A 20036-nucleotide genomic window follows, 5' to 3' on the forward strand; every position below is an offset into this window, starting at 1 on the left:
CCCCCTAGACCATCGTGTCGGTGAGCGGCAGGCCGAACTCGGCGCCACCGAACATCACGTACGCGCGTTCGGCATCGTTCGCTGCGTGCACGCGGCCCGCGTGCGCATCGCGCCAGAAACGCTGGATGGGGGTTCCGTTCGCCAGCGCGGTGGCACCCGAGTTCTCGAAAAGCAGGTCGATCGAGGCGATGGCTCGGCCTGTGGCGCGGACCTGGTCGCGGCGGGCGCGCAGACGCAGTTCCATCGGCACCTCCTCACCGGCGAGCAGGTGCGCGTACTCGTCGGCGACGTTGCCCGACAGCTGCCGCCACGCGGCGTCGATGTCGCTGGACGCCTCGGCGATCCGGATCTTGGCGAACGGATCGTCCTTGGCCTTCTCGCCGGCGTAGGCCGCGCGGACACGCTTGCCCTGGTGCTCGACGTGGGCGTCGTAGGCGCCGTAGGCCATTCCGACGATCGGGCTGGAGATCGTCGTGGGATGGATGGTGCCCCAGGGCATCTTGTAGACCGGAGCCGTGTTCTGCTGCAGGCCCGGTGCCGTCAGGTCGCTCATCGCCTTGAAGCTCAGGAAGCGGTGGCGCGGGACGAAGGTGTCCTTGACGACGACGGTGTTGCTGCCGGTGCCCTTGAGCCCGACGACGTTCCACACGTCGTCGATCTCGTAGTCCTCACGCGGAATGAGGAAGCTACCGAAGTCGACGGGACGGCCGTCCTTGATGACCGGTCCGCCGACGACGACCCACGACGCGTGGTCGCAGCCCGACGACCAGGCCCAGGCACCGTTGACCTTGTAGCCGCCCTCGATCGCCTCACCGGCGCCCATCGGGGCGTACGACGACGAGATCCGGACGTCGGGGTCCTTGCCCCACACGTCTTCCTGCGCCTGCTGGTCGAAGAGGGCGAGGTGCCAGTTGTGGATGCCGAGGATGCCCGCGACCCACCCGGTGGATCCACAGGCGCTCGCGATGTTGCGGACCGCGGTGTAGAAGGTGACGGGATCGGCCTCGAGGCCACCCCACTGCTCGGGCTGCACCAACCGGAAGAACCCGGTCTCCTGGAGCGCCTTGATGGACTCGTCGGGGATGCGGCGCAGATCCTCGGTCTCCTGCGCGCGTTCACGCAGCACCGGCAGTAGCGCGTCGATCCGCCGCATCACCTCGTGGCTGTCATGGTCACCCACTGGACGCTCCCGTCTGTAATTCGATGTTGACTTGCCCTGAGACTAGAACACGTTCTCTTCCGTGTCGAGAAAACGGCAATTCCACTGGTCATGCGAAGTCTTTGCCGATCACAAGCACGCGAAATCTAGCGGAATCTCCGGAAGTTCTATAACGTGTTCTAGCAACAGCTAGAAGGGATGTGAGGTACTGATGGCGCAGATTCGTGAGATCGATGTGGGGGCTCCGCAGACGCGTTTCGCACGCGGTTGGCACTGCATCGGCCTGGAGAGCGAGTTCCTCGACGGGAAGCCGCACGCGGTCGAAGCGTTCGGCACCAAGCTGGTGGTCTTCGCGGACAGCCAGAACAAGCTCCACGTACTCGACGCGTACTGCCGGCACATGGGTGGGGACCTCAGCCAGGGCGAGATCAAGGGCGACTCGGTGGCGTGCCCGTTCCACGACTGGCGCTGGGGCGGCAACGGCAAGTGCACCGACATCCCCTACGCCCGTCGCGTGCCGCCGATCGCGCGCACCCGCTCGTGGACCACGCTGCAGGAGAACAAGCAGCTGTTCATCTGGAACGACCCCGAGGGCAACCCGCCGCCGGACGACGTCACGATTCCGCGCCTGCCGGAGGTCTTCACCGACGAGTGGACCGACTGGAAGTGGAACCGCATCCTCGTCGAGGGTTCCAACTGCCGCGAGATCGTCGACAACGTCGTCGACATGGCGCACTTCTTCTACGTTCACTTCGGCTTCCCGAAGTACTTCAAGAACGTCTTCGAGGGCCACGTCGCGTCGCAGTACCTGCAGAACCACGGCCGGCCCGACGTCGGCAGCATGGGAACCCAGTACGGCGATTCCGTCCTGGACTCGGAGGCGTCGTACTTCGGCCCGTCCTACATGGTGAACTGGCTGCACAACAACTACAGCGGCTACAAGGTCGAGAGCATCCTGATCAACTGCCACTACCCGGTCACCCAGGACTCCTTCGTGCTCATGTACGGCGTCGCCGTACAGAAGCCCAAGGGCCTCGACGACGCCACCAGCGACAAGCTCGCCACCAAGTTCACCGAGGGCGTGGCGATGGGCTTCGAGCAGGACGTCGCGATCTGGAAGAACAAGACCAAGATCGAGAATCCGCTGCTCTGCGAGGAGGACGGCCCGGTCTACCAGCTGCGACGCTGGTACGACCAGTTCTACGTGGACGTCGCCGACATCGACGAGAAGGCCACGCAGCGGTTCGAGTTCGAGATCGACACCACCAAGGCCGTCGAGGCCTGGCAGCGCGAGGTCGACGCGAACCTGGCGCGGCAGGCGGAAGAGAAGGCGGCCGCCGAGTCGGCCGAACACAAGACGGGAGTGTGAGATGACCTCGACCTGGGCCAAGGCCCCCAGCTACGCCGACAGCCCGGCCCGGGTCGAGGCCGTCCGTGCACAGACCGCCGCCGACCAGCACAACTACCTCGAGCAGGGGCTGCAGGAGGTGCAGTGCCGCGCGTGCGGGACGTGCGTGCTCGTCCAGAAGAACAGCTTCAAGCACACCAGCATCCAGTGGCAGGGCAACCCTGCCGAGGTGTGCCCGGAGTTCACCGCTGCCGGCGGACGCGCCGGGTCGCGTCAGACCTGTCCGCGCATGCTCAGCAGCATCCAGCACGCGGTGATGGAAGGCATTCTCGAGGTCCCGGAGGACCGGCCGACCGGATCCGCCGGCTGACGTACCCGCGAGCGAGGCCCCGAACCCGAGACGGTTCGGGGCCTCGCCGCGTTCGGCCGGCCTGCAATGCCGCTCCCCCGCCACCCTGACTGCAACACGTGTTCGTTTGCAGGCGGAGCCGCCGCAAAGATTCGGCAATACTTACTGGCAGAAAGCATGGACTGGCATGCACCTAGTTCTATAACGTGTTCTACATGAGCAAGCAGGAATACGACATCGTCGTCGTCGGCAGTGGCGCTGCCGGCATGACCGCAGCCCTCACCGCGGCACACAAGGGGCTGAGCGTGGTCGTGATCGAGAAGGCCGCGCACTACGGCGGCTCGTCCGCACGGTCGGGCGGAGGTGTCTGGATCCCGAACAACGAGGTGCTGAAGCGGGACGGCGTCACCGACACCGTCGACGACGCGCGCACCTACCTCCACAGCATCATCGGCGACGTCGTCGATCCCGCGAAGATCGACACCTACATCGACCGCGGCCCCGAGATGCTGTCGTTCGTCATGAAGAACAGCGCGCTCGAGCTGCAGTGGGTGCCGGACTACTCGGACTACTACCCGGAGGCCCCGGGCGGTCGACTCGGTGGCCGCTCCGTCGAGCCGGTCCCGTTCGACGGCAATCGTCTCGGCGACGACCGCAAGAACCTCGAGCCGGACTACGTCAAGGCGCCGCGGAACTTCGTCATCACCCAGGCCGACTACCGCTGGCTCAACCTCCTCATGCGCAACCGCCGCGGACCGCTGCGGGCGATGAAGGTCGGCATGCGGTTCCTGGCGGCCAAGGCCCGCGGCAAGGATCTCCTCGTCCGTGGCCAGGCACTCATGGCCGGCATGCGAATCGGCCTGCGCGACGCCGGAGTCCCGATCCTGCTGAACACGCCGCTCACCGAGCTGTACACCGAGGACGGCGCGGTTCGCGGCGTCAAGGTGCTCGTCGACGGCCCCGACGGACCCACCGAGCAGATCATCCGGGCTCGTCACGGCGTCGTCCTCGGTTCGGGCGGTTTCGAGCACAACGACGAGATGCGCAAGAAGTACCAGCGCGCCCCGATCGGCACCGAGTGGACCGTCGGCGCCGCGGCGAACACCGGTGACGGCATCGCGGCCGGTCAGAAGCTGGGTGCGGCAGTCGAATTCATGGAGGACGCGTGGTGGGGTCCGTCGATCCCGCTCACCGGCGGCCCGTGGTTCGCGCTGTCCGAGCGCACGCTGCCCGGCTCCATGATGGTCAACACGCGCGGCAAGCGCTTCGGCAACGAGGCCGCACCGTACGTCGAGGCGACGCACATGATGTACGGCGGCAAGTACGGCCACGGTGACGGTCCGGGCGAGAACATCCCCACCTGGATGATCCTCGACCAGCGCTACCGCAACCGGTACACGTTCGCCGGCATCACACCGCGTTCACCGTTCCCGGGACGCTGGCTCAAGGCCGGAGTCGTCGTCAAGGCGAACACGATCGCCGAACTGGCGGAGAAGACCGGCCTGCCGGCCGACGCTCTCGCCGAGACGGTGGCACGCTTCAACGGCTTCGCGCGCAACGGCAAGGACGAGGACTTCGGTCGCGGCGACAGCGGCTACGACCACTACTACGGCGACCCCCGCCTGAAGAATCCCAGCCTCGCCGAGATCAGCAAGGCGCCGTTCTATGCGATCAAGATGGTGCCCGGCGACCTCGGCACCAAGGGCGGCATCCGCACCGACGTCGACGGGCGTGCGCTGCGCGAGGACGGCTCGGTGATCGAGGGCCTGTACGCGGCCGGCAACTGCAGCTCGCCGGTCATGGGGCACACCTACGCCGGTCCCGGCGCGACCATCGGTCCCGCCATGACCTTCGCGTATCTCGCCGTGCTCGACATCGCCGACCGTGCCCGTGCCGCAGCGCCGTCCGTGACGAACTGACAGGAGACGCCAGTGCCTATCGATCCGTCGATCGCGATCGGAGCCGAGCTGCCGGCCCAGGAGTTCTCCTGGACGCCGTCGGACGTGCAGCTGTACCACCTCGGCATCGGCGCGGGCGCACGCCCGCTCGATCCCCGGGAACTCGCCTACCTCGACGACGCCAAGCCGCAGGTGCTTCCGACGTTCGCGACGGTCGTCGCGAACATTCACGCGACCGAGGCACCGCGAGTGTCGTTCCCGGGCGTCGAGATCGACCTCGCGAAGGTCGTCCACGGCAGCCAGGAAGTTACCGTCCACGGGCCGATCCCGGCCAGTGGGTCCGCGCAGACCACGACTCGAATCGTCGAGGTGTGGGACAAGGGCAAGGCAGCGGTGATCGTGCAGGAATCTGCCACGGTCGCGCTCGACGGGTCGCCGTTGTGGACGGCGCGATCGTCCATCTTCGCCCGCGGCGAGGGTGGTTTCGGGGGTGAACGCGGGCCGTCCGAGTCCGTCGCACTTCCCGACAGGGCACCGGATTTCGAGTCGATCTCGCAGGTCCTGCCGCAGCAGGCGCTGCTGTACCGGATGTGCGGTGACCGCAACCCGTTGCACTCGGATCCGGCATTTGCGACCGCTGCAGGCTTTCCGGCGCCTATCCTGCATGGACTGTGCACCTACGGGATCGTCTGCAAGGCTGCCACCGACACCGTCCTCGACGGTGATGCCAGCCGCGTCAAGGGATTTCGCGCTCGTTTCGCCGGGGTAGTCTTCCCCGGCGAGAGCCTTCGGACGCGAATGTGGCGCGACGGTGACCAGCTACTGATCTCCGCAACCGTTCCCGAGCGCGACGACTCGCCCGCACTGGCCGACGTCGTGCTCACCGTCGCCTAGCGACGTCCGCACACAGCTGTACCGGTCGGGTCGGCGTCCACGCCGGCCCGACCGGGAATATCTGCACCCGTACTTCTTTCCCCTCACACACCTTGGAGTACACGAATGACGCTCAACGACGAGCAGTTGCGGCTGTCCCGGCGAGGATTCCTCACCGCGGGCGCCGCGGGCGCCGGCGTGCTGGCGGCCGGCGCACTCGGCGGGTGGACCCCGGCCTTCGCCGTCCCGGCCGGTTCCGCAGGTTCCCTGGGATCGCTCGGATCGACCGGTCCGGTGGCGCCGCTTCCGACGCCGCCGAACTTCCCGAACGACATCGCGCTGTTCCAGCAGGCGTACCAGAACTGGTCCAAGGAGATCATGCTGGACGCCACCTGGGTCTGCTCGCCCAAGACGCCGCAGGACGTCGTGCGTCTTGCCAACTGGGCGCACGAGCACGACTACAAGATCCGCCCGCGCGGCGCGATGCACGGCTGGACCCCGCTCACCGTGGAGAAGGGTGCCAACGTCGAGAAGGTGATCCTCGCCGACACGATGACGCACCTGAACGGCATCACGGTGAACACGGGCGGCACCGTCGCCACCGTCACTGCAGGCGCGGGTGCCAGCATCGAGGCGATCGTCACCGAGCTGCAGAAGCACGACCTCGGCTGGGCCAACCTGCCCGCTCCGGGCGTGCTGTCGATCGGCGGCGCCCTCGCGGTCAACGCCCACGGCGCGGCGCTGCCGGCAGCCGGTCAGACCACGCAGGCCGGCCACACCTACGGCTCGCTGAGCAACCTGGTCACCGAACTGACCGCGGTCGTGTGGGACGGCACCGCCTATGCGCTGGAGACCTACCAGCGCAACGATCCGCGGATCACTCCGATGCTCACCAACCTCGGGCGCTGCTTCCTGACGTCGGTGACGATGCAGGCGGGCCCCAACTTCCGCCAGCGGTGCCAGAGCTACACCGACATCCCGTGGCGGGAACTGTTCGCGCCGAAGGGTGCCAACGGCCGCACGTTCGAGAAGTTCGTCGCGGAATCGGGCGGCGCCGAGGCGATCTGGTACCCGTTCACCGAGAAGCCGTGGATGAAGGTGTGGACGGTCTCGCCGACCAAGCCGGACTCGTCGAACGAGGTCGGAAGCCTCGGCTCGGCAGGCTCCCTCGTCGGGAAGCCTCCGCAGGCGCGTGAGGTCTCCAGCCCGTACAACTACATCTTCTCCGACAACCTGCCGGAGCCCATCACCGACATGATCGGCGCCATCAACGCCGGAAACCCCGGAATCGCACCACTGTTCGGTCCGGCGATGTACGAGATCACCAAGCTCGGGCTGGCCGCGACGAATGCCAACGACATCTGGGGCTGGTCGAAGGACGTCCAGTTCTACATCAAGGCCACGACGTTGCGACTCACCGAGGGCGGCGGCGCCGTCGTCACGAGCCGCGCCAACATCGCGACCGTGATCAACGACTTCACGGAGTGGTTCGACGAGCGCATCGAGTTCTACCGCGCGAAGGGCGAGTTCCCGCTCAACGGTCCGGTCGAGATCCGCTGCTGCGGACTCGATCAGGCAGCCGACGTCAAGGTGCCGTCGGTCGGTCCGCCGACCATCTCGGCCACCCGCCCGCGTCCCGATCATCCGGACTGGGATGTCGCGATCTGGCTGAACGTTCTCGGCGTCCCGGGCACCCCCGGCATGTTCGAGTTCTATCAGGAGATGGAGCAGTGGATGCGCGGCCACTACAACAACAGTGACGCCACCTTCCGCCCCGAGTGGTCGAAGGGGTGGGCGTTCGGCCCCGACCCGTACACCGACAACGACATCGTCACGAACAAGATGCGCGCCACCTACATCGAAGGCGTCCCGGCGACCGAGAACTGGGACACCGCGCGCACTCGGTACAACCAGATCGACCCGCATCGCGTGTTCACCAACGGATTCATGGACAAGCTGCTCCCGTAGAGCCGCCTGACCGTTCCACCGACGCCGGTGGTGCCCGAGTTACCGCCCGGGCACCACCGGCGTCGTCGTGTGCCGGGCCGGCGCCGTCGGCGTACCGTCGAAAGTGATCGGTGACAGTCGCGAACGAGGGAGTGCTGTCATGACATCGACGAATCCGGACCCCGTTCCTCCCCCGCCGCCGTCCGGCCCGACGGAACCCGCGACTCCGTACACGGGCGGCCCGCACCCACCGCAGCAGTCCCCGGGACCGCCTCCCGTCAACGCCGGCTGGGCGGTCGCGTCCCTGGTCGCGTTCTGGCCGCTGGCGTTCGCGGCGTTCAGCAACGCCTTCGAGGTGTATCCGAGGTGGGCGCGTGGTGACTACGCGGGCGCGCAGTATGCGTCCGATCGCGTGCGCAAGCTCGGCCAACTCTCGTTGTGGATCCTCGGCGGAATCCTCGTGCTGCTCGCGATCGCGTACATCGTCATGGCCGCGTTGTGGATCTCGCACGGCGGGTACGACGACAACTGGCACCGCGGACGGATGAACCCGTAGCAGGCGCTCAGCCCGCCGGGACCGTGTCGCGTCCCGGATCGACGAGGCCCGTGCGCCGGGTGCGTTCCGCGCTGATCGGGACGGATGCGACGAGCACCGCCACGGCGGACACCACGGCACCGAGCCAGAACAGCCGGGTGAGGCTCTCGTGCGTCGGAACGGTCGCCGCGCCGACCGTGACAGCCGAGGCCGCGAGGACCGCCGCACCGACCGCGCTCGCGCCCGATGTCCCGACCGAACGGATCAGGCTGTTGACGCTGTTGGCCGACGCGGTCTGGTCCAGCGGGACCGCCGTCGTGATCAGTACCGGCATCGCGGCGAGCGCGAATGCGACGCCCACCGACACGACGAACGCGCTGACGCCGACGGTGAGGACACTGCTGCCGAACACGCCGCGTTCGACGAATCCGAGGCTGATCGCGGCCGCACCGACCGCGAGCACCACCCGTGCGCCCCAGTTCCGGATCATCGCTGCCGACGCCGGAGCCAGGAAGATCATCACCAGCCCGCCCGGCAGCATCACGAGGCCGGCGGCCGCCGCGCTCAGGCCGAGTCCGTAGCCGGTCGACGTCGGCACCTGGAGTTCCTGGGTGGAGGCGTACGAGCTGAGGAACATCGCGAAGCCGAGCAGCAGTGCGCACAGGTTCGACACCAGCACCGGCCGGCGGACCGAGGTTCGGAGGTCGACCAGCGGGTGGGCGACCTTCAGCTCCAACGGAATCCACACGACGAGGCCGATCACGCCGGCAGCTGCCAGCCCGATGGTCGCGGCACTCCCCCACCCCCACGCGCCGCCGTTCGAGACCGCGAGCAGCACGGCGGTCAGCGCCGACGACAGCAGCACCGCCCCGAGGTAGTCGAATCGTCCTGCGGCACGCGTGTTCGACTCCGGCACCACGAACGGCAACAGCACGGCCATCACGACCGCGAACCCGGCGGGAACCCAGAACAACGCCTGCCAGCCCAGGTGGTCGTAGAGGACGCCGGACATCGGCATGCCGAGCACACTGCCGACGCCGATCGTCGCGCTCATCAGCGCGACGCCGCTGCCGAGCCGCTCCGGCGGCAGGACGTCGCGCATCATGCTGATCCCGACCGGCATCAGCGCCATCGCGAATCCCTGCAATCCGCGGCCTGCGACGACCGACGCGAATCCGGGCCCCAGCGCCGCGAGCACGGAACCCGCCACCATCAGTCCGAGGCATACCAGGAGCATCGTGCGCTTGCCGAACATGTCGGCGAGCTTGCCGATCAGTGGTGTGCCGACGGCGCCGGTGAGCAACGTGATGGTGACCAGCCACGACGCGCTGGTGGGTGGGACCCCGAGGTCGACGGCGAATGCGGGCAGCACCGGGACGACGAGCGTCTGGAGAAGTGCGACCAGGATGCCGCTGAGGCCGAGGACCCCGATGACGAGCCCGCTCCGCGCACTGCGCGGAGCGGGCGTCGAAGCAGTCGTCACCCGGTCACGCGAGCTGCATTACCGGCGTCGATGGGAAGGACGGTGCCGCTGATGTGGGCGCTGCCCTCGGCGGCGAAGAAGAGCACCGCGCGGGTGATCTCGAACGGGTCGAGCCACGGCACGGGCTGCGCGTGCAGGGACTGGAAGACCGGCGCGACGTCGTCCATCGTCGGCTCTTCGAGGTCCGGACGCATCATCGAGTAGAGCGCCTTGTTGTGGATCATGCCGGTCGAGATGTTGCCCGGCGCGATCGCGTTGACGGTGATGCCCTTCTGCGCGAGATCCAGTGCGGCGCTCTTGGTCATGCCGATCACGCCCCACTTCGATGCGGCGTAGGCGACCATGTTGGTGTTGCCGGCGCGGCCGAGCATCGAGGAGATCGTGACGATGCGGCCGTAGCCACGTTCGATCATGCCGGGCGAGACGGCACCGATGGTGTTGAAGACGCCGGTGAGGTTGGAACCGATGGCCTCGTCCCACTGCGCCGACGTCATCGACTGCACCGGAGCGGCGACCGAGACACCCGCGTTCGCGACCGCGATGTCGACACGCCCCAATTCGGACTCGGCCCGCGCGACCAGATCGTCCATCGCGGCGCGATCGGCGGTGTCCGCCTTGACGGCGATGCACTTGCGGCCGGTGGCCTCGACGAGGCGCACGGTCTCGGCCATGTCCTCCTCGGTGCCCAGCGGGTAGAACACCGAGTCGCTGTCCTCACACCGGTCACAGATGACGATATCGGCGCCGCGCTCGGCGAACGCCACGGCGTGCGACCGGCCCTGTCCCCGGGCTGCGCCGGTGATCAGGGCGACCTTGCCTTCGAACTCCTCCATGCTGTGTTTCTCCTCGAGATCGGGGACCGTGACGACACACGGGGTCCGCATCTATCACTACCCGCCCGGTGTGTGACTGCGGCCACAAGTCCCGGCCAGCGGGAAGTCTCTGCACGTCTCCCACGGAAGCACATTCGGCGCCCCGATCGGTAGGTGCGACGTGATCGTCACCGACCGACGACGAGAATGACCAGCGCCGACACCGCCGCGAGACACGCGACGGTGACGGCCAGTCCGAGCATCAATGCGAACGGATACACGACGCGGCCGGCCGCGAAGTGCTCGCTGACCCGTTCGTACCTGCGCCGCGCCGTCACCACGACGACGGACGCCGACACGATCGCCCACGTCCCGAGCACCTGGATCAGCACCGACGATCCCGGCACGTAGCGCAGGCAGAGAAAGGCGACCGCGGCGAGGCTCGCGGCCGTGCGGACCCAGGCGAGCGTCGTCCGCTCGGGTTGCAGGCCGGGATCCCTCGGTCCCGCGGCCGCCGTGCTCACCTCAACACCACGATCAGCAGCGTGATGCCGGCGCCGGCGATCATGCCCGCCAGCACCGCCGCGATGGCGGGCACCGGGAGACTGCGGCCGGTGCGCATCGCCGCCTCGACGCCCATCCACCGGAGGAACGCGAAGACGACCAGCAGCACGGCGCCGACGAGCAGCCCGACCACGAGGACGGTGTGCACGGTGGGCCCGACGACGCCGGTCCCGAAGGCCTCGAGCCCGACCGCCGCGGCGATCAGTCCGAGGCCCGTCCGCACCCACGCGAGATAAGTGCGTTCGTTCGCGAGCGTGAAGCGCGGGTCCGGATCGTCGCCTTCCCGAAAGGCCCTGGGGCGCCACCCTCGCGATGTCATCGTGCCGACTCCTCCTCCCACCCCGGCGATGTCACCGGGCGTAACGCTTCAGCACGGCGGCACGCCTGCGCGCCAGTATGTCGCGGCGGCCGGTCGTGTCGATCCGTTCCGTGGCCGCCGGCAACTCCGCGACAACCTCGTCGAACCTCACTTTACGCACCGTCGGGGCCGGCAGATCGGGATCGGTGGCCAGCCACCACCGGTACACGCAGCGGGTGAACTCGTTGCCCGCGGTGTCCAGCCAGTTCGCCACGCCGGGGTCGCGGTGCGCCACCACGGCGCGGAAGACCCCGTCGGCGTCGAGCACCGCCTGGTGCCCGTTGAGCGACGTCTGCCGATACGTGTAGTCGAGCGACTGACCCCAGTAGTCACCGAGGTGGATGTTCCAGAAATGGCAGTCCGGGGGCGTCACCTCGAGAATCAGAGCCTCGTCGGATCCGATCTCGAAAGTGCCGCCGCCGTAAGCGATGTATCCGCCGTCGCTCGCATACGACGAATCGACCGTGGGCTGGGTGCGCAGCACGTTCCGCTCACCGTCGCGCAGGCTGTACATCGTTGCCCAGTACTCGGCGAATCCGTCGACGAATCGTCCGACGGCCTCCACTTCCCCGGTGACGGTGACCGGTTCCGTGACCGGCCCGGGTCCGGCGACATCGATCCGCTCGATCGAGACGTGGTACGGAGCCTCGGTGTCCCAGTCGTAGAAGTACTGCCGCGTGATGATGTCCTTCGTGGTCGGTGGCATCGGCAACCAATTACCCTCGTGGGGCTCGGCGCTGATGATCACCTCGAAATCGCCGTTGGCGTGCAACGTAATTCCGCCGGGATGGGAGATCGCGCCGAGCGTCGACCCGGTGGCCGCCCTGAATGCGGCCCGGAAGTCCTTCGGTCGGTCCCCGTCGGACTGCACCTTCTCGTACAGACTCACGGTGTCGTACAGGGTGAGCCCGACGTACCGGGCCCGACCACCGGTTCCGGTGAGCCGGTACGTCCCGGCGGGATCGAGAACCGCATGCCCGAACAGGCAGTCCGGCGACTCGGTCGCATACCGCTTGGTGTTGTCCTGCAGGTGCCCCACCTCGGGATAGTCCGGATCGGCGCTGAACACCACCTGCTCGAGACCCGCGTTGAGCAGATTGAGCAGATAGCGGTAGCCCGCCGCCCGCATCACCGGATCCTCCGATCGCGGATCGCCCGCGATCACCGTCGAAGCACGGGACAGGTTGTCGCACAAACCCTGCCACGCCGCATCGAGCTCGTGGTTGCGCTGTCGACGCTCATCGGAAGCCTGCACCGTGCCTCCGCTCAGGCCGGCTCGTCGCCGAGGATGGCGACGCGCTCCATGACTCGCCGGTACGGAAAGTAGTCACTGGCGGCATAGTGCTGCGTGGCGCGGTTGTCCCAGAACGCAATCGAGTTGGGCTGCCACCGGAATCGGCACTGGAAGTCCGGCACCTTGGCCTGGTCGAAGAGGTGCCGCAGCAGCGCCTCGCCCTCCGCCGGATCCATGTCCGGGATGTGCGTGGTGAACAGACTGTTGACGAACAGCGTCCGCCGCCCGGTCTCGGGGTGGATCCGCACGATCGGATGCTCCACCGGCGGGAATTGTTCCTTCATCGCCGCAAGCTTCTCCGGTCCCATCGACCGACCGAACGACGGAACGAAGTCGTGGACCGCGACGCGACCCTCGATCTGCTCCTTCACCTCGTCGGACAGGCAGTCGTACGCGTTGCCCATGTCGGCCCACAGGGTGTCGCCACCTGCCGGCGGCACTTCCAGCGCACGCAGAACCGACCCGAGCGGCGGACGCTTCTGCCACGTCACATCGACGTGCCAGATGTTCTCGGTGCCGGGGCTGTCCTCGCCGCGCTCGAAGTGGACCACCTCGGGGACCTCGCCCTGCGGCAGCAGCGGATGCACCTCGAGTTCACCCCAGTGGCGGGCGAAATCGCGGTGCTGAGCACCGGTGATCTGCTGATCGCGGAAGAAGACCACCTTCCACTCGAGGAGCGCCCGGCGCAGGTCCTCGATCACCTCGGGACTCGGGTCCCGCAGATCCACACCGTGGATCTCCGCGCCGATGAACGGCGTCACCGGTCGCACGTCGAACCGCGTATAGGGAGCCGAATCGAATCCGTCAGCGCACCTCCGCATTCCGCGCGGTCCGAATTCGATCGAATGACCGCCGATCTCGACGGTTCGACTACTGGTCAGCGTTGCCATGCACGTCTCCTGACTTCGAGGGATCCCGCTCGGAACACACCACCGCCGACGTCGCCCGCTCGACCGGGGCCGGCGAGAACGTCCCCGGCAAAGTATCAGTCAGTGACTTAATGCGTCAAGACAGTGACTTAAAACGTGAAACATGCTGAATGCGACATGTATTGACCGCCGGCGCTCACCGCGGCCTGTCCAGGAGGCGGTGCGCCGCCTCCTTCCGCTGAGCGGGACCCACCCCGCGAGACGGCGCGCGGGTGGGACTAAGGTCCCTTCTCCGGGACGCCCACCCCGAACTCCGTCGAACGCGCCACCGCCAGGCACATTCCTCACGACGACGAGAACCTCTGCGCTGCATCTCTTTTGCGCGCACATCCGTCGTCATCTCCATACGAACCGAAGGACCACGATGGCGCTCGCCCTCAATCCGATACAAGGCAAGGTTCCGCGACCGCGGATCTTCGCTGTGCTCGCCGTGATCATTTTCTTCTCCGAGATCGCGACGTTCGAGATCCTCATGGTGTACCCCGCGATGCCCCACATGGCGCCGGCTTTCGAAACCCTGAACATCGCGTGGGTGGTCTCGATCGTCACCCTCACCGGCGCGACCCTGATGCCGCTGATCGGCAAGGCCTCCGACCGCCTCGGCAAGAAGCGCGTCATACTCGGCCTGGCGGGCGTGTTCGTGCTCGGCAGCGTCGTGTGCGCCACTGCGACATCGTTCGCCGTGCTGCTCGCAGGGCGCGCCCTGCAGGGCGTCCTGGTCGGCATCGTCGCGCTGTCCTACAGCCTCGTGCGAGACATCATGCCCCGCGACTTCGTGCCCGTCGCGCTGGGCATGGTCGCGACCGGCATCGGCATGTCCGCCGTAGCCGGACCGTTCATTGCGGGCTGGTTGATCGACAGTTACGGTTTCCACGGCATCTTCTGGTTCATGGCGATCTACCTCGGCGCGCTGATCCCGTTGTACTGGGCAGTCGTTCCGGAGAGTCCGGTGCGCACCGATCGTCCGGTGGACTATCTCGGCACCGCACTTCTCGGTCCGGGCGTCGCGGTGCTGCTCCTCGCCATCACGAAGGGAAGTTCGTGGGGTTGGTCCGCCACCAGCACCCGCAGCCTCCTACTACTCGGCATCGTGATGCTCGTGGCCTTCGTCGTATGGCAGCGCGTCGCGCCCCATCCGCTCATCGATCTCAGGATTCTGTTCGGCCGCAAGTTCGGGCCGACCGTACTGGCGGTCACCGGCCTGGCCTACATGATGAATGCCCACTCGATGCTCATGCCGACACTGCTGCAGACTCCCGCCGGAATACCCGGAATCGCTTACGGTGCCGGGCTTTCCGCCACGCAGTACGCCCTGTGGACGTGCCCTCTCGGCATCGCCGCCATGTTCGCGGGCCCTCTCGGCGGGTTCCTCGCCAAGAAGATCGGTGCGCGGCAGGTCCTGCTGGGTTCGGGAACCCTCTTCCTGATCGCGATGTTCCTGGGCAGCAAACTGCTCACACTGCCGTGGCAGGTCGCGGTGCTCAGCGCGATCGCCGGTTTCGCCGTCGGGTTCCTCCACTCGTCCAACGCCAACCTGGTCCAGGATGCGCTGCCGCCGGAGACGAGCGGAGTGGGCACCGCCATCGCGGGGGTGACGATGCAGTTGTGCTCCGCGATCGCCGTGACCGTCACGGGGGTCGTGATGTCACACCACGTTCTCGCCGTGGACCCGAAGAGCCACGCGGTGCTGTACGCGGACGACGCGATCTCGCGGGGGTTCCTCTACGCGGGCGCCGTCGGACTCGTCGGTATCGTCGTCGTGCTCGTGATGAAGCACGGCCGCGCGCCTGCGACGGGTGGGCTGGGCGCCGCCGAGCCGGCAGCCGCTCAGCCCGCGGCCGAGTCGGGCGCCGCCAACGCCCCCACCGACATGTCGATCAGATGACGCACAGTCTCGTCGAAGTCGGCCTCCACCAGCACGTTACCGCTGTTGCGTCGCTGCTCGAACACAGCGAGCGCCGACACCGCCATGTTCAGCATCAGGTCCACCCTGATCACCGCAACGCGACGCGGCAGGTGCTCGAGGGCGCGCATCAAGCGCGTCGACACCTCGCGGCTCACCTCGGTGACGTCGGTCAGGTCCGAGTTCGCGATGTCCACCGACGGCGACACCCGCGCGATGAACTGCGCGTAGTAGGAGTCGGTACCCGACGTCCGGAGGTAGTCGGCCAACGGCAGGACCACTGCCTCGACGAGACCACGGACGTCGTCGCCGCGGCCGGCGGCGTCCAGATCCGAGAGGAAGGCCGCGCGGGTGCGATTGATCTCGCGCATGCGACGCCGGAACACCTCGAGAACCAGGCCGTCACGCCCACCGAAGTGGTACTGCACGGCCGAGTTGTTCTTCTGGCCGGCCGCCGCCGCGACATCGCGCATGGAGACGCCGTCGATGCCGCGCTCGGCGAACATCCGTTCGGCGACCTCGATCATGGCGCTCTTCGCGTTTCCGGGATTCGACACGCCGAGAGCGTAGTAAGTCGACGCTTTAACGGTCAAGGCACAGCGGGTACGCTCCCCGCAGGTCCGGCGACGTCGAACCCTTCCACTCGAAGGCCCGCCGGCAGTGCGCTCCGAAACAAACTCCGCCGCAACAGAAACGAATGAGTAATACCGGTTTCCCACCCAGAGAGGCGCCCCATGAACCGCCATTCGATCCCCATCGTCCGGACTGATCCCCCGGTCTCCGCCGCGGTCGACTACCGCAACCAGAAGGAGCCGTTCACCCGGCCGCAGCCCGTGCGTCCCCCGGCCGGCGCGCCCAACGTCCTACTGGTGATGCTCGACGACGTCGGCTTCGGCGCCCCGTCCGCGTTCGGCGGACCGTGCCGCACCCCCACCGCGGAGCGTCTGGCCGCGGACGGCGTCAAGTACACCCGGTTCCACACCACCGCACTGTGCTCACCGACCCGCGCCGCGACGCTCACCGGACGCAACCACCACAGCGTCGGATTCGGAGTGATCGCCGAACAGGCCACGGCAGCACCCGGTTACAACGGCACCCGGCCCGACTCGGCGGCCACCGTCGCCCGGATCCTGCAGGGCAATGGGTACGCGACGGGCGCGTTCGGCAAGATGCACCAGACACCGACATGGGAGATCAGCGAGGCCGGCCCGTTCGACCGGTGGCCCACCCGCGAGGGATTCGACCGCTTCTACGGATTCCTCGGCGCCGAATCGGATCAGTTCGCGCCGGTGCTGTACCGGGACTTCACCGTCGTCGACCCGCCGTGCACGCCCGAGGAGGGCTACCACATGTCGGAGGACCTGGTGGACCGCGCGATCGAGTGGATCGAATCCGTCGGCACGATGGACCCGGACAAGCCGTGGTTCTGCTACCTGCCGTTCGGCGCCTGCCATGCACCGCTTCAGGTTCCGGACAGCTATCTCGACAAGTACCGCGGCGAGTTCGACCACGGATGGGACCGACAGCGGGAGCTCACCCTCGAACGGCAGAAGCAACTGGGCGTGGTCCCGCCGGAGACCGAGCTCGCGCCGTGGTCCGGCGATCTGCCGCACTGGGACGAGCTGGGCGATGATCAGAAGAAGGTCTCCGCTCGCCTGATGGAGCTGTACGCCGCCTTCCTCGAGCACACCGACGACCAGGTGGGCCGACTCGTCGACAGGTTGCAGGAACTGGGCGCGCTCGACAACACGCTCGTGCTCTACATGCTCGGCGACAACGGCGCCTCCGCCGAGGGCGGCATGGAGGGCTCGTTCAACTACCTCGCCGGGCTCAACGGCTACAAGCAGACCACCGCCGAGGTGCTCGAACGCTTCGACGAGTTGGGCACCCCCACCAGCTACCCGCACTACCCGGCATCGTGGGCGTTGGCGCTCGACACCCCCTACCAATGGGCCAAGCAGGCGGCGTCGCACTACGGTGGCACCCGCAACGGCCTGATCGCACACTGGCCCAACGGAATCAGTGAAACCGGTCTGCGCAACCAGTGGCATCACTGCGTGGACATCACCCCGACGATCCTCGAGGCGGTGGGCGTTCCCGCCCCGGACACGGTCGACGGCGTTCCGCAGAAGCCGATGGAGGGTGTCGCGATGAACTACACGTTCACCGATGCGTCTGCGGCGGACCGGCACACCACGCAGTACTTCGAGATCTACGGCAATCGCGGCATCTACGACCACGGCTGGACGGCGGTGACGCTGCACCGAGCCCCGTGGCTGATGGCGACGTACGGGCTGCAACTGCCGACGTTCGACGAGGATCGGTGGGAGTTGTACGACACCAGCGTCGACTGGTCGCAGGCCCGCGACCTCGCCGACGAGTTCCCCGAGAAGCTCGCGGAGCTCCAGCAGAAGTTCCTCGTCGAGGCGGCGCGGTTCCAGGTGCTGCCGCTCGACGACCGCACCGTGACCCGCAACGCCGCGCCCAAGGACCGGCCGCCGCACCCGCTGGGCGGGCGCACGAGCATCACGCTGTACCCACACATGAACGGTCTGCCGGAGAAGGCGGCGCCGCCGTTCTTCAACCGGTCTTACGTCCTCACCGCTTCCCTCGAGACCGGCGGCAAGCCGTGCGAGGGGGTGCTGGCGAGCGTCGGTGGCAGCTTCGGTGGACTGGCGCTGTACGTCACCGACTCGAAGCCGGTGTTCTGCTACAACTTCAGCGGCGGCGGTACCACCTTCGTCCGGCCCGACGTCGAACTGAGCGCGGACACCCGGGAGGTGCGGCTCGAATTCGAGTACGACGGAGGCGGTATCGGACTCGGTGGGGTGGCACGGATGTTCGTCGACGGCATCGAGGTGGGCAGCGGCCGTATCGAGCAGACCACCCGCGCGATCTTCAGCATGAACGAGCAGCTCGACATCGGTGTCAACCGTGGCAGCCCGGTGTGCGACGACATCGTGGGGCGCTTCGCGTTCACCGGTCGCCTGCACCACGTGCGCGTCGACCTGCCGGGTGAGGGTCGCCCCGAGACGGCCGACGAACGTCGACGGGTGGCGCTGGCGACGCACTAGGCAGTCCCGCGCCCGTGTGTCTTTCCGGTGGCGCCCGCTACCGGAAAGACACACGGGCACCGGGGATTGCGTCCCCGGGGTCAGTGAGAACGAGCGAGTCTGGAATGCTCGAGTGCACGAACGATCGCGCCGGCAGCCTGACGCACAGGCGCGCCGTGCGCCTGGCTGAACTGAACACGAGACGGGCGCCCGCAGATCGAGATGCCGGCGCGAAGTTCGCCGCGGGTGTCGATCGGCGCCGCGATGATGTTGATACCGCCGCCCTCCCCGCTGGACTCGTACGCGAGGCCCTGCGCGCCCGAGGCAAGAAGACTTCTCCCGATCGCCGACCGGTGGGCGGGCTGACGGTTGCCCGGCCGACTGGGGAGCTGTTGTGCCAGGCTTCCTCCCACCCTTTCCAGGTACAGGACATCGGGGCCGTCGAGAACTCCCAGGAACACGACATGACCCGTGGTCCGGTGAAGCCAGTGCACGATCGGCAGCGCGGCCACACTGAGGCTGTTGCGCTGCAGGGCGAGCGATCCGAGCTCCATCAGCCGAGGGCCGAGCTCGTAGGTACTGCCGTGACGCTGCAGCCACCTCATCGCCACCAGGCGCTCGAGAATTCGGTAGGACGACGTCCTGGGGATTCCGGTGTGCGCGGCCAGCTCGGCGAGCGTCAGTTGCCCGCGCCCCGTATCGAACGCACCCAGCATCGCGGCTACCCGATCCAGCAGCGTGGACGGGGGCGGAGTCGAGCGCACAGCCGGGGCCTGACTGTGATGCGACGTGGGACCGAGAGACGCCGAACGGGAGCTCACGGCACTCCCCGGAACCATACCGAAATTGCCGATTGAACCTTCATTTGGCGAAGGCTAGCACGCATTCAATGACGGTCGGGTGTTCACTCCATGGAACAGTTCCTTGAGGCGGACCGTTCTTTGAACGATCATTCATTCCCAGATCCGAACCCACTCTCGAACTTGTGACATCTACGAGGAGGATTCCGGTGGGACCGTTCGCCGTACCCGAGATCGACTTCGGACCAGGAAAACTGCATCACGTCGGCATCGTCGTGCCGGACTCCGACGCTGCGGTGCAACACTTCGAAGACCTCTACGGTCTCCCGATACGTCTGCTGCCCGAGTCGCACTACCACTGCCGAATCGACGGCGTCGCACACTCGACGGTCCAGCGCCTCGGACTCAGCATAGAAGGCCCGCCTCACGTGGAACTGCTCCGCGAGGTCCCGGAATCGACTGTATGGCACTCCCGTTCAGGGGTGCATCACCTCGGATTCGTGGTCGACGACCTGGCCGCGGCGTCGGCGGAGCTCGAACGTCGAGGCTCACCGCTGTGGATGGGCGGGCTGGCTGGCGGCCAGTGCCCGGTCGGCACCGCCTACCACCGCGATTCTCTCGGGCTGACCATCGAACTACTCGACGCCGCCACCGCCGCACGATTGGCCACCCGGCTGAACGAGGCCCGATGACGCACGTAGCCACCTGCGAATTACCAGACCGAAGAACTT

The 20036-nt window shown here is 67.3% G+C and carries 18 protein-coding genes; 9 read left to right on the forward strand and 9 right to left on the reverse strand.

Going from position 1 to position 20036, the window contains the following annotated elements; translation table 11 throughout:
- Positions 1–4: 4 nt before the first annotated feature.
- The gene (gene hsaA / locus ABEU20_RS13955; protein ID WP_420164997.1) at positions 5–1180 is read right to left on the reverse strand and encodes a 3-hydroxy-9,10-secoandrosta-1,3,5(10)-triene-9,17-dione monooxygenase oxygenase subunit; all 1176 of its coding nucleotides are present in this window, start codon (positions 1178–1180) and stop codon (positions 5–7) included.
- A 190-nt stretch (positions 1181–1370) separates the two neighbouring features.
- On the opposite strand from hsaA, the gene ABEU20_RS13960 reads away from it, so the two are divergent.
- The 6 genes from ABEU20_RS13960 (at position 1371) to ABEU20_RS13985 (ending at position 8130) form a co-directional block, all read left to right on the forward strand.
- Complete coding sequence (locus ABEU20_RS13960; protein ID WP_420164998.1) at positions 1371–2528, forward strand: Rieske 2Fe-2S domain-containing protein; 1158 nt, start codon at positions 1371–1373, stop codon at positions 2526–2528.
- A gap of 1 nt (position 2529) precedes the next feature.
- The gene (locus tag ABEU20_RS13965) at positions 2530–2877 is read left to right on the forward strand and encodes a hypothetical protein (protein WP_420164999.1); all 348 of its coding nucleotides are present in this window, start codon (positions 2530–2532) and stop codon (positions 2875–2877) included.
- Between the two features lie 194 nt (positions 2878–3071).
- Positions 3072–4775: a 3-oxosteroid 1-dehydrogenase gene (kstD, locus tag ABEU20_RS13970; RefSeq protein ID WP_420165000.1), complete on the forward strand. Its 1704-nt coding sequence runs from the start codon at positions 3072–3074 to the stop codon at positions 4773–4775.
- 12 nt (positions 4776–4787) lie between these two features.
- Positions 4788–5648, forward strand: a complete 861-nt coding sequence (locus ABEU20_RS13975; protein ID WP_420165001.1) for a MaoC/PaaZ C-terminal domain-containing protein — start codon at positions 4788–4790, stop codon at positions 5646–5648.
- Between the two features lie 105 nt (positions 5649–5753).
- The gene (locus ABEU20_RS13980) at positions 5754–7595 is read left to right on the forward strand and encodes a cholesterol oxidase substrate-binding domain-containing protein (protein WP_420165002.1); all 1842 of its coding nucleotides are present in this window, start codon (positions 5754–5756) and stop codon (positions 7593–7595) included.
- 139 nt (positions 7596–7734) lie between these two features.
- Positions 7735–8130: a CD225/dispanin family protein gene (locus ABEU20_RS13985; RefSeq protein ID WP_420165003.1), complete on the forward strand. Its 396-nt coding sequence runs from the start codon at positions 7735–7737 to the stop codon at positions 8128–8130.
- A 7-nt stretch (positions 8131–8137) separates the two neighbouring features.
- On the opposite strand, the gene ABEU20_RS13990 is transcribed toward ABEU20_RS13985, so the two are convergent.
- From ABEU20_RS13990 to ABEU20_RS14015, 6 genes are all read right to left on the reverse strand, one after another.
- Entirely contained in the window at positions 8138–9592 is a 1455-nt protein-coding gene (locus ABEU20_RS13990) for an MFS transporter (protein WP_420165004.1), read from the reverse strand.
- Positions 9589–10425, reverse strand: coding sequence for a mycofactocin-coupled SDR family oxidoreductase (locus ABEU20_RS13995; protein WP_420165005.1), 837 nt, complete (start codon positions 10423–10425; stop codon positions 9589–9591). Before ABEU20_RS13995 ends, ABEU20_RS13990 begins: the two co-directional genes overlap by 4 nt.
- Positions 10426–10592: 167 nt before the next feature.
- A complete protein-coding gene (locus tag ABEU20_RS14000; RefSeq protein WP_420165006.1) occupies positions 10593–10928 on the reverse strand; it encodes a DUF202 domain-containing protein in 336 nt (111 codons plus the stop codon).
- Positions 10925–11287 (reverse strand): YidH family protein, encoded by a 363-nt coding sequence (locus tag ABEU20_RS14005; protein WP_420165007.1) that lies wholly within the window; start codon positions 11285–11287, stop codon positions 10925–10927. The genes ABEU20_RS14000 and ABEU20_RS14005 overlap by 4 nt, the downstream gene beginning before the upstream one ends.
- Positions 11288–11318: 31 nt before the next feature.
- The gene (locus ABEU20_RS14010) at positions 11319–12581 is read right to left on the reverse strand and encodes a DUF1214 domain-containing protein (protein ID WP_420165008.1); all 1263 of its coding nucleotides are present in this window, start codon (positions 12579–12581) and stop codon (positions 11319–11321) included.
- Positions 12582–12592: 11 nt separating this feature from the next.
- Positions 12593–13510 (reverse strand): TauD/TfdA dioxygenase family protein, encoded by a 918-nt coding sequence (locus ABEU20_RS14015; protein ID WP_420165009.1) that lies wholly within the window; start codon positions 13508–13510, stop codon positions 12593–12595.
- 403 nt (positions 13511–13913) lie between these two features.
- On the opposite strand from ABEU20_RS14015, the gene ABEU20_RS14020 reads away from it, so the two are divergent.
- Positions 13914–15434: an MFS transporter gene (locus tag ABEU20_RS14020; RefSeq protein WP_420165010.1), complete on the forward strand. Its 1521-nt coding sequence runs from the start codon at positions 13914–13916 to the stop codon at positions 15432–15434.
- Here ABEU20_RS14020 and ABEU20_RS14025 read toward each other — a convergent pair.
- Positions 15377–16009, reverse strand: a complete 633-nt coding sequence (locus ABEU20_RS14025) for a TetR/AcrR family transcriptional regulator (protein WP_420165011.1) — start codon at positions 16007–16009, stop codon at positions 15377–15379. The two genes, ABEU20_RS14020 and ABEU20_RS14025, sit on opposite strands and share 58 nt — an antisense overlap.
- A 177-nt stretch (positions 16010–16186) precedes the next feature.
- Here ABEU20_RS14025 and ABEU20_RS14030 point away from each other — a divergent pair, with 177 nt between their 5' ends.
- Entirely contained in the window at positions 16187–18526 is a 2340-nt protein-coding gene (locus tag ABEU20_RS14030; RefSeq protein ID WP_420165012.1) for an arylsulfatase, read from the forward strand.
- Positions 18527–18606: 80 nt separating this feature from the next.
- Here the strand turns inward: ABEU20_RS14030 and ABEU20_RS14035 are convergent, their stop codons facing one another.
- Complete coding sequence (locus ABEU20_RS14035; RefSeq protein ID WP_420165013.1) at positions 18607–19269, reverse strand: IclR family transcriptional regulator; 663 nt, start codon at positions 19267–19269, stop codon at positions 18607–18609.
- A gap of 245 nt (positions 19270–19514) precedes the next feature.
- On the opposite strand from ABEU20_RS14035, the gene ABEU20_RS14040 reads away from it, so the two are divergent.
- The gene (locus tag ABEU20_RS14040; RefSeq protein ID WP_420165014.1) at positions 19515–19997 is read left to right on the forward strand and encodes a VOC family protein; all 483 of its coding nucleotides are present in this window, start codon (positions 19515–19517) and stop codon (positions 19995–19997) included.
- The last annotated feature ends 39 nt before the right edge of the window (positions 19998–20036 follow it).

The sequence above is a fragment of the Rhodococcus parequi genome (assembly GCF_046042785.1).
Taxonomy (GTDB): Bacteria; Actinomycetota; Actinomycetes; order Mycobacteriales; family Mycobacteriaceae; genus Prescottella; species Prescottella parequi.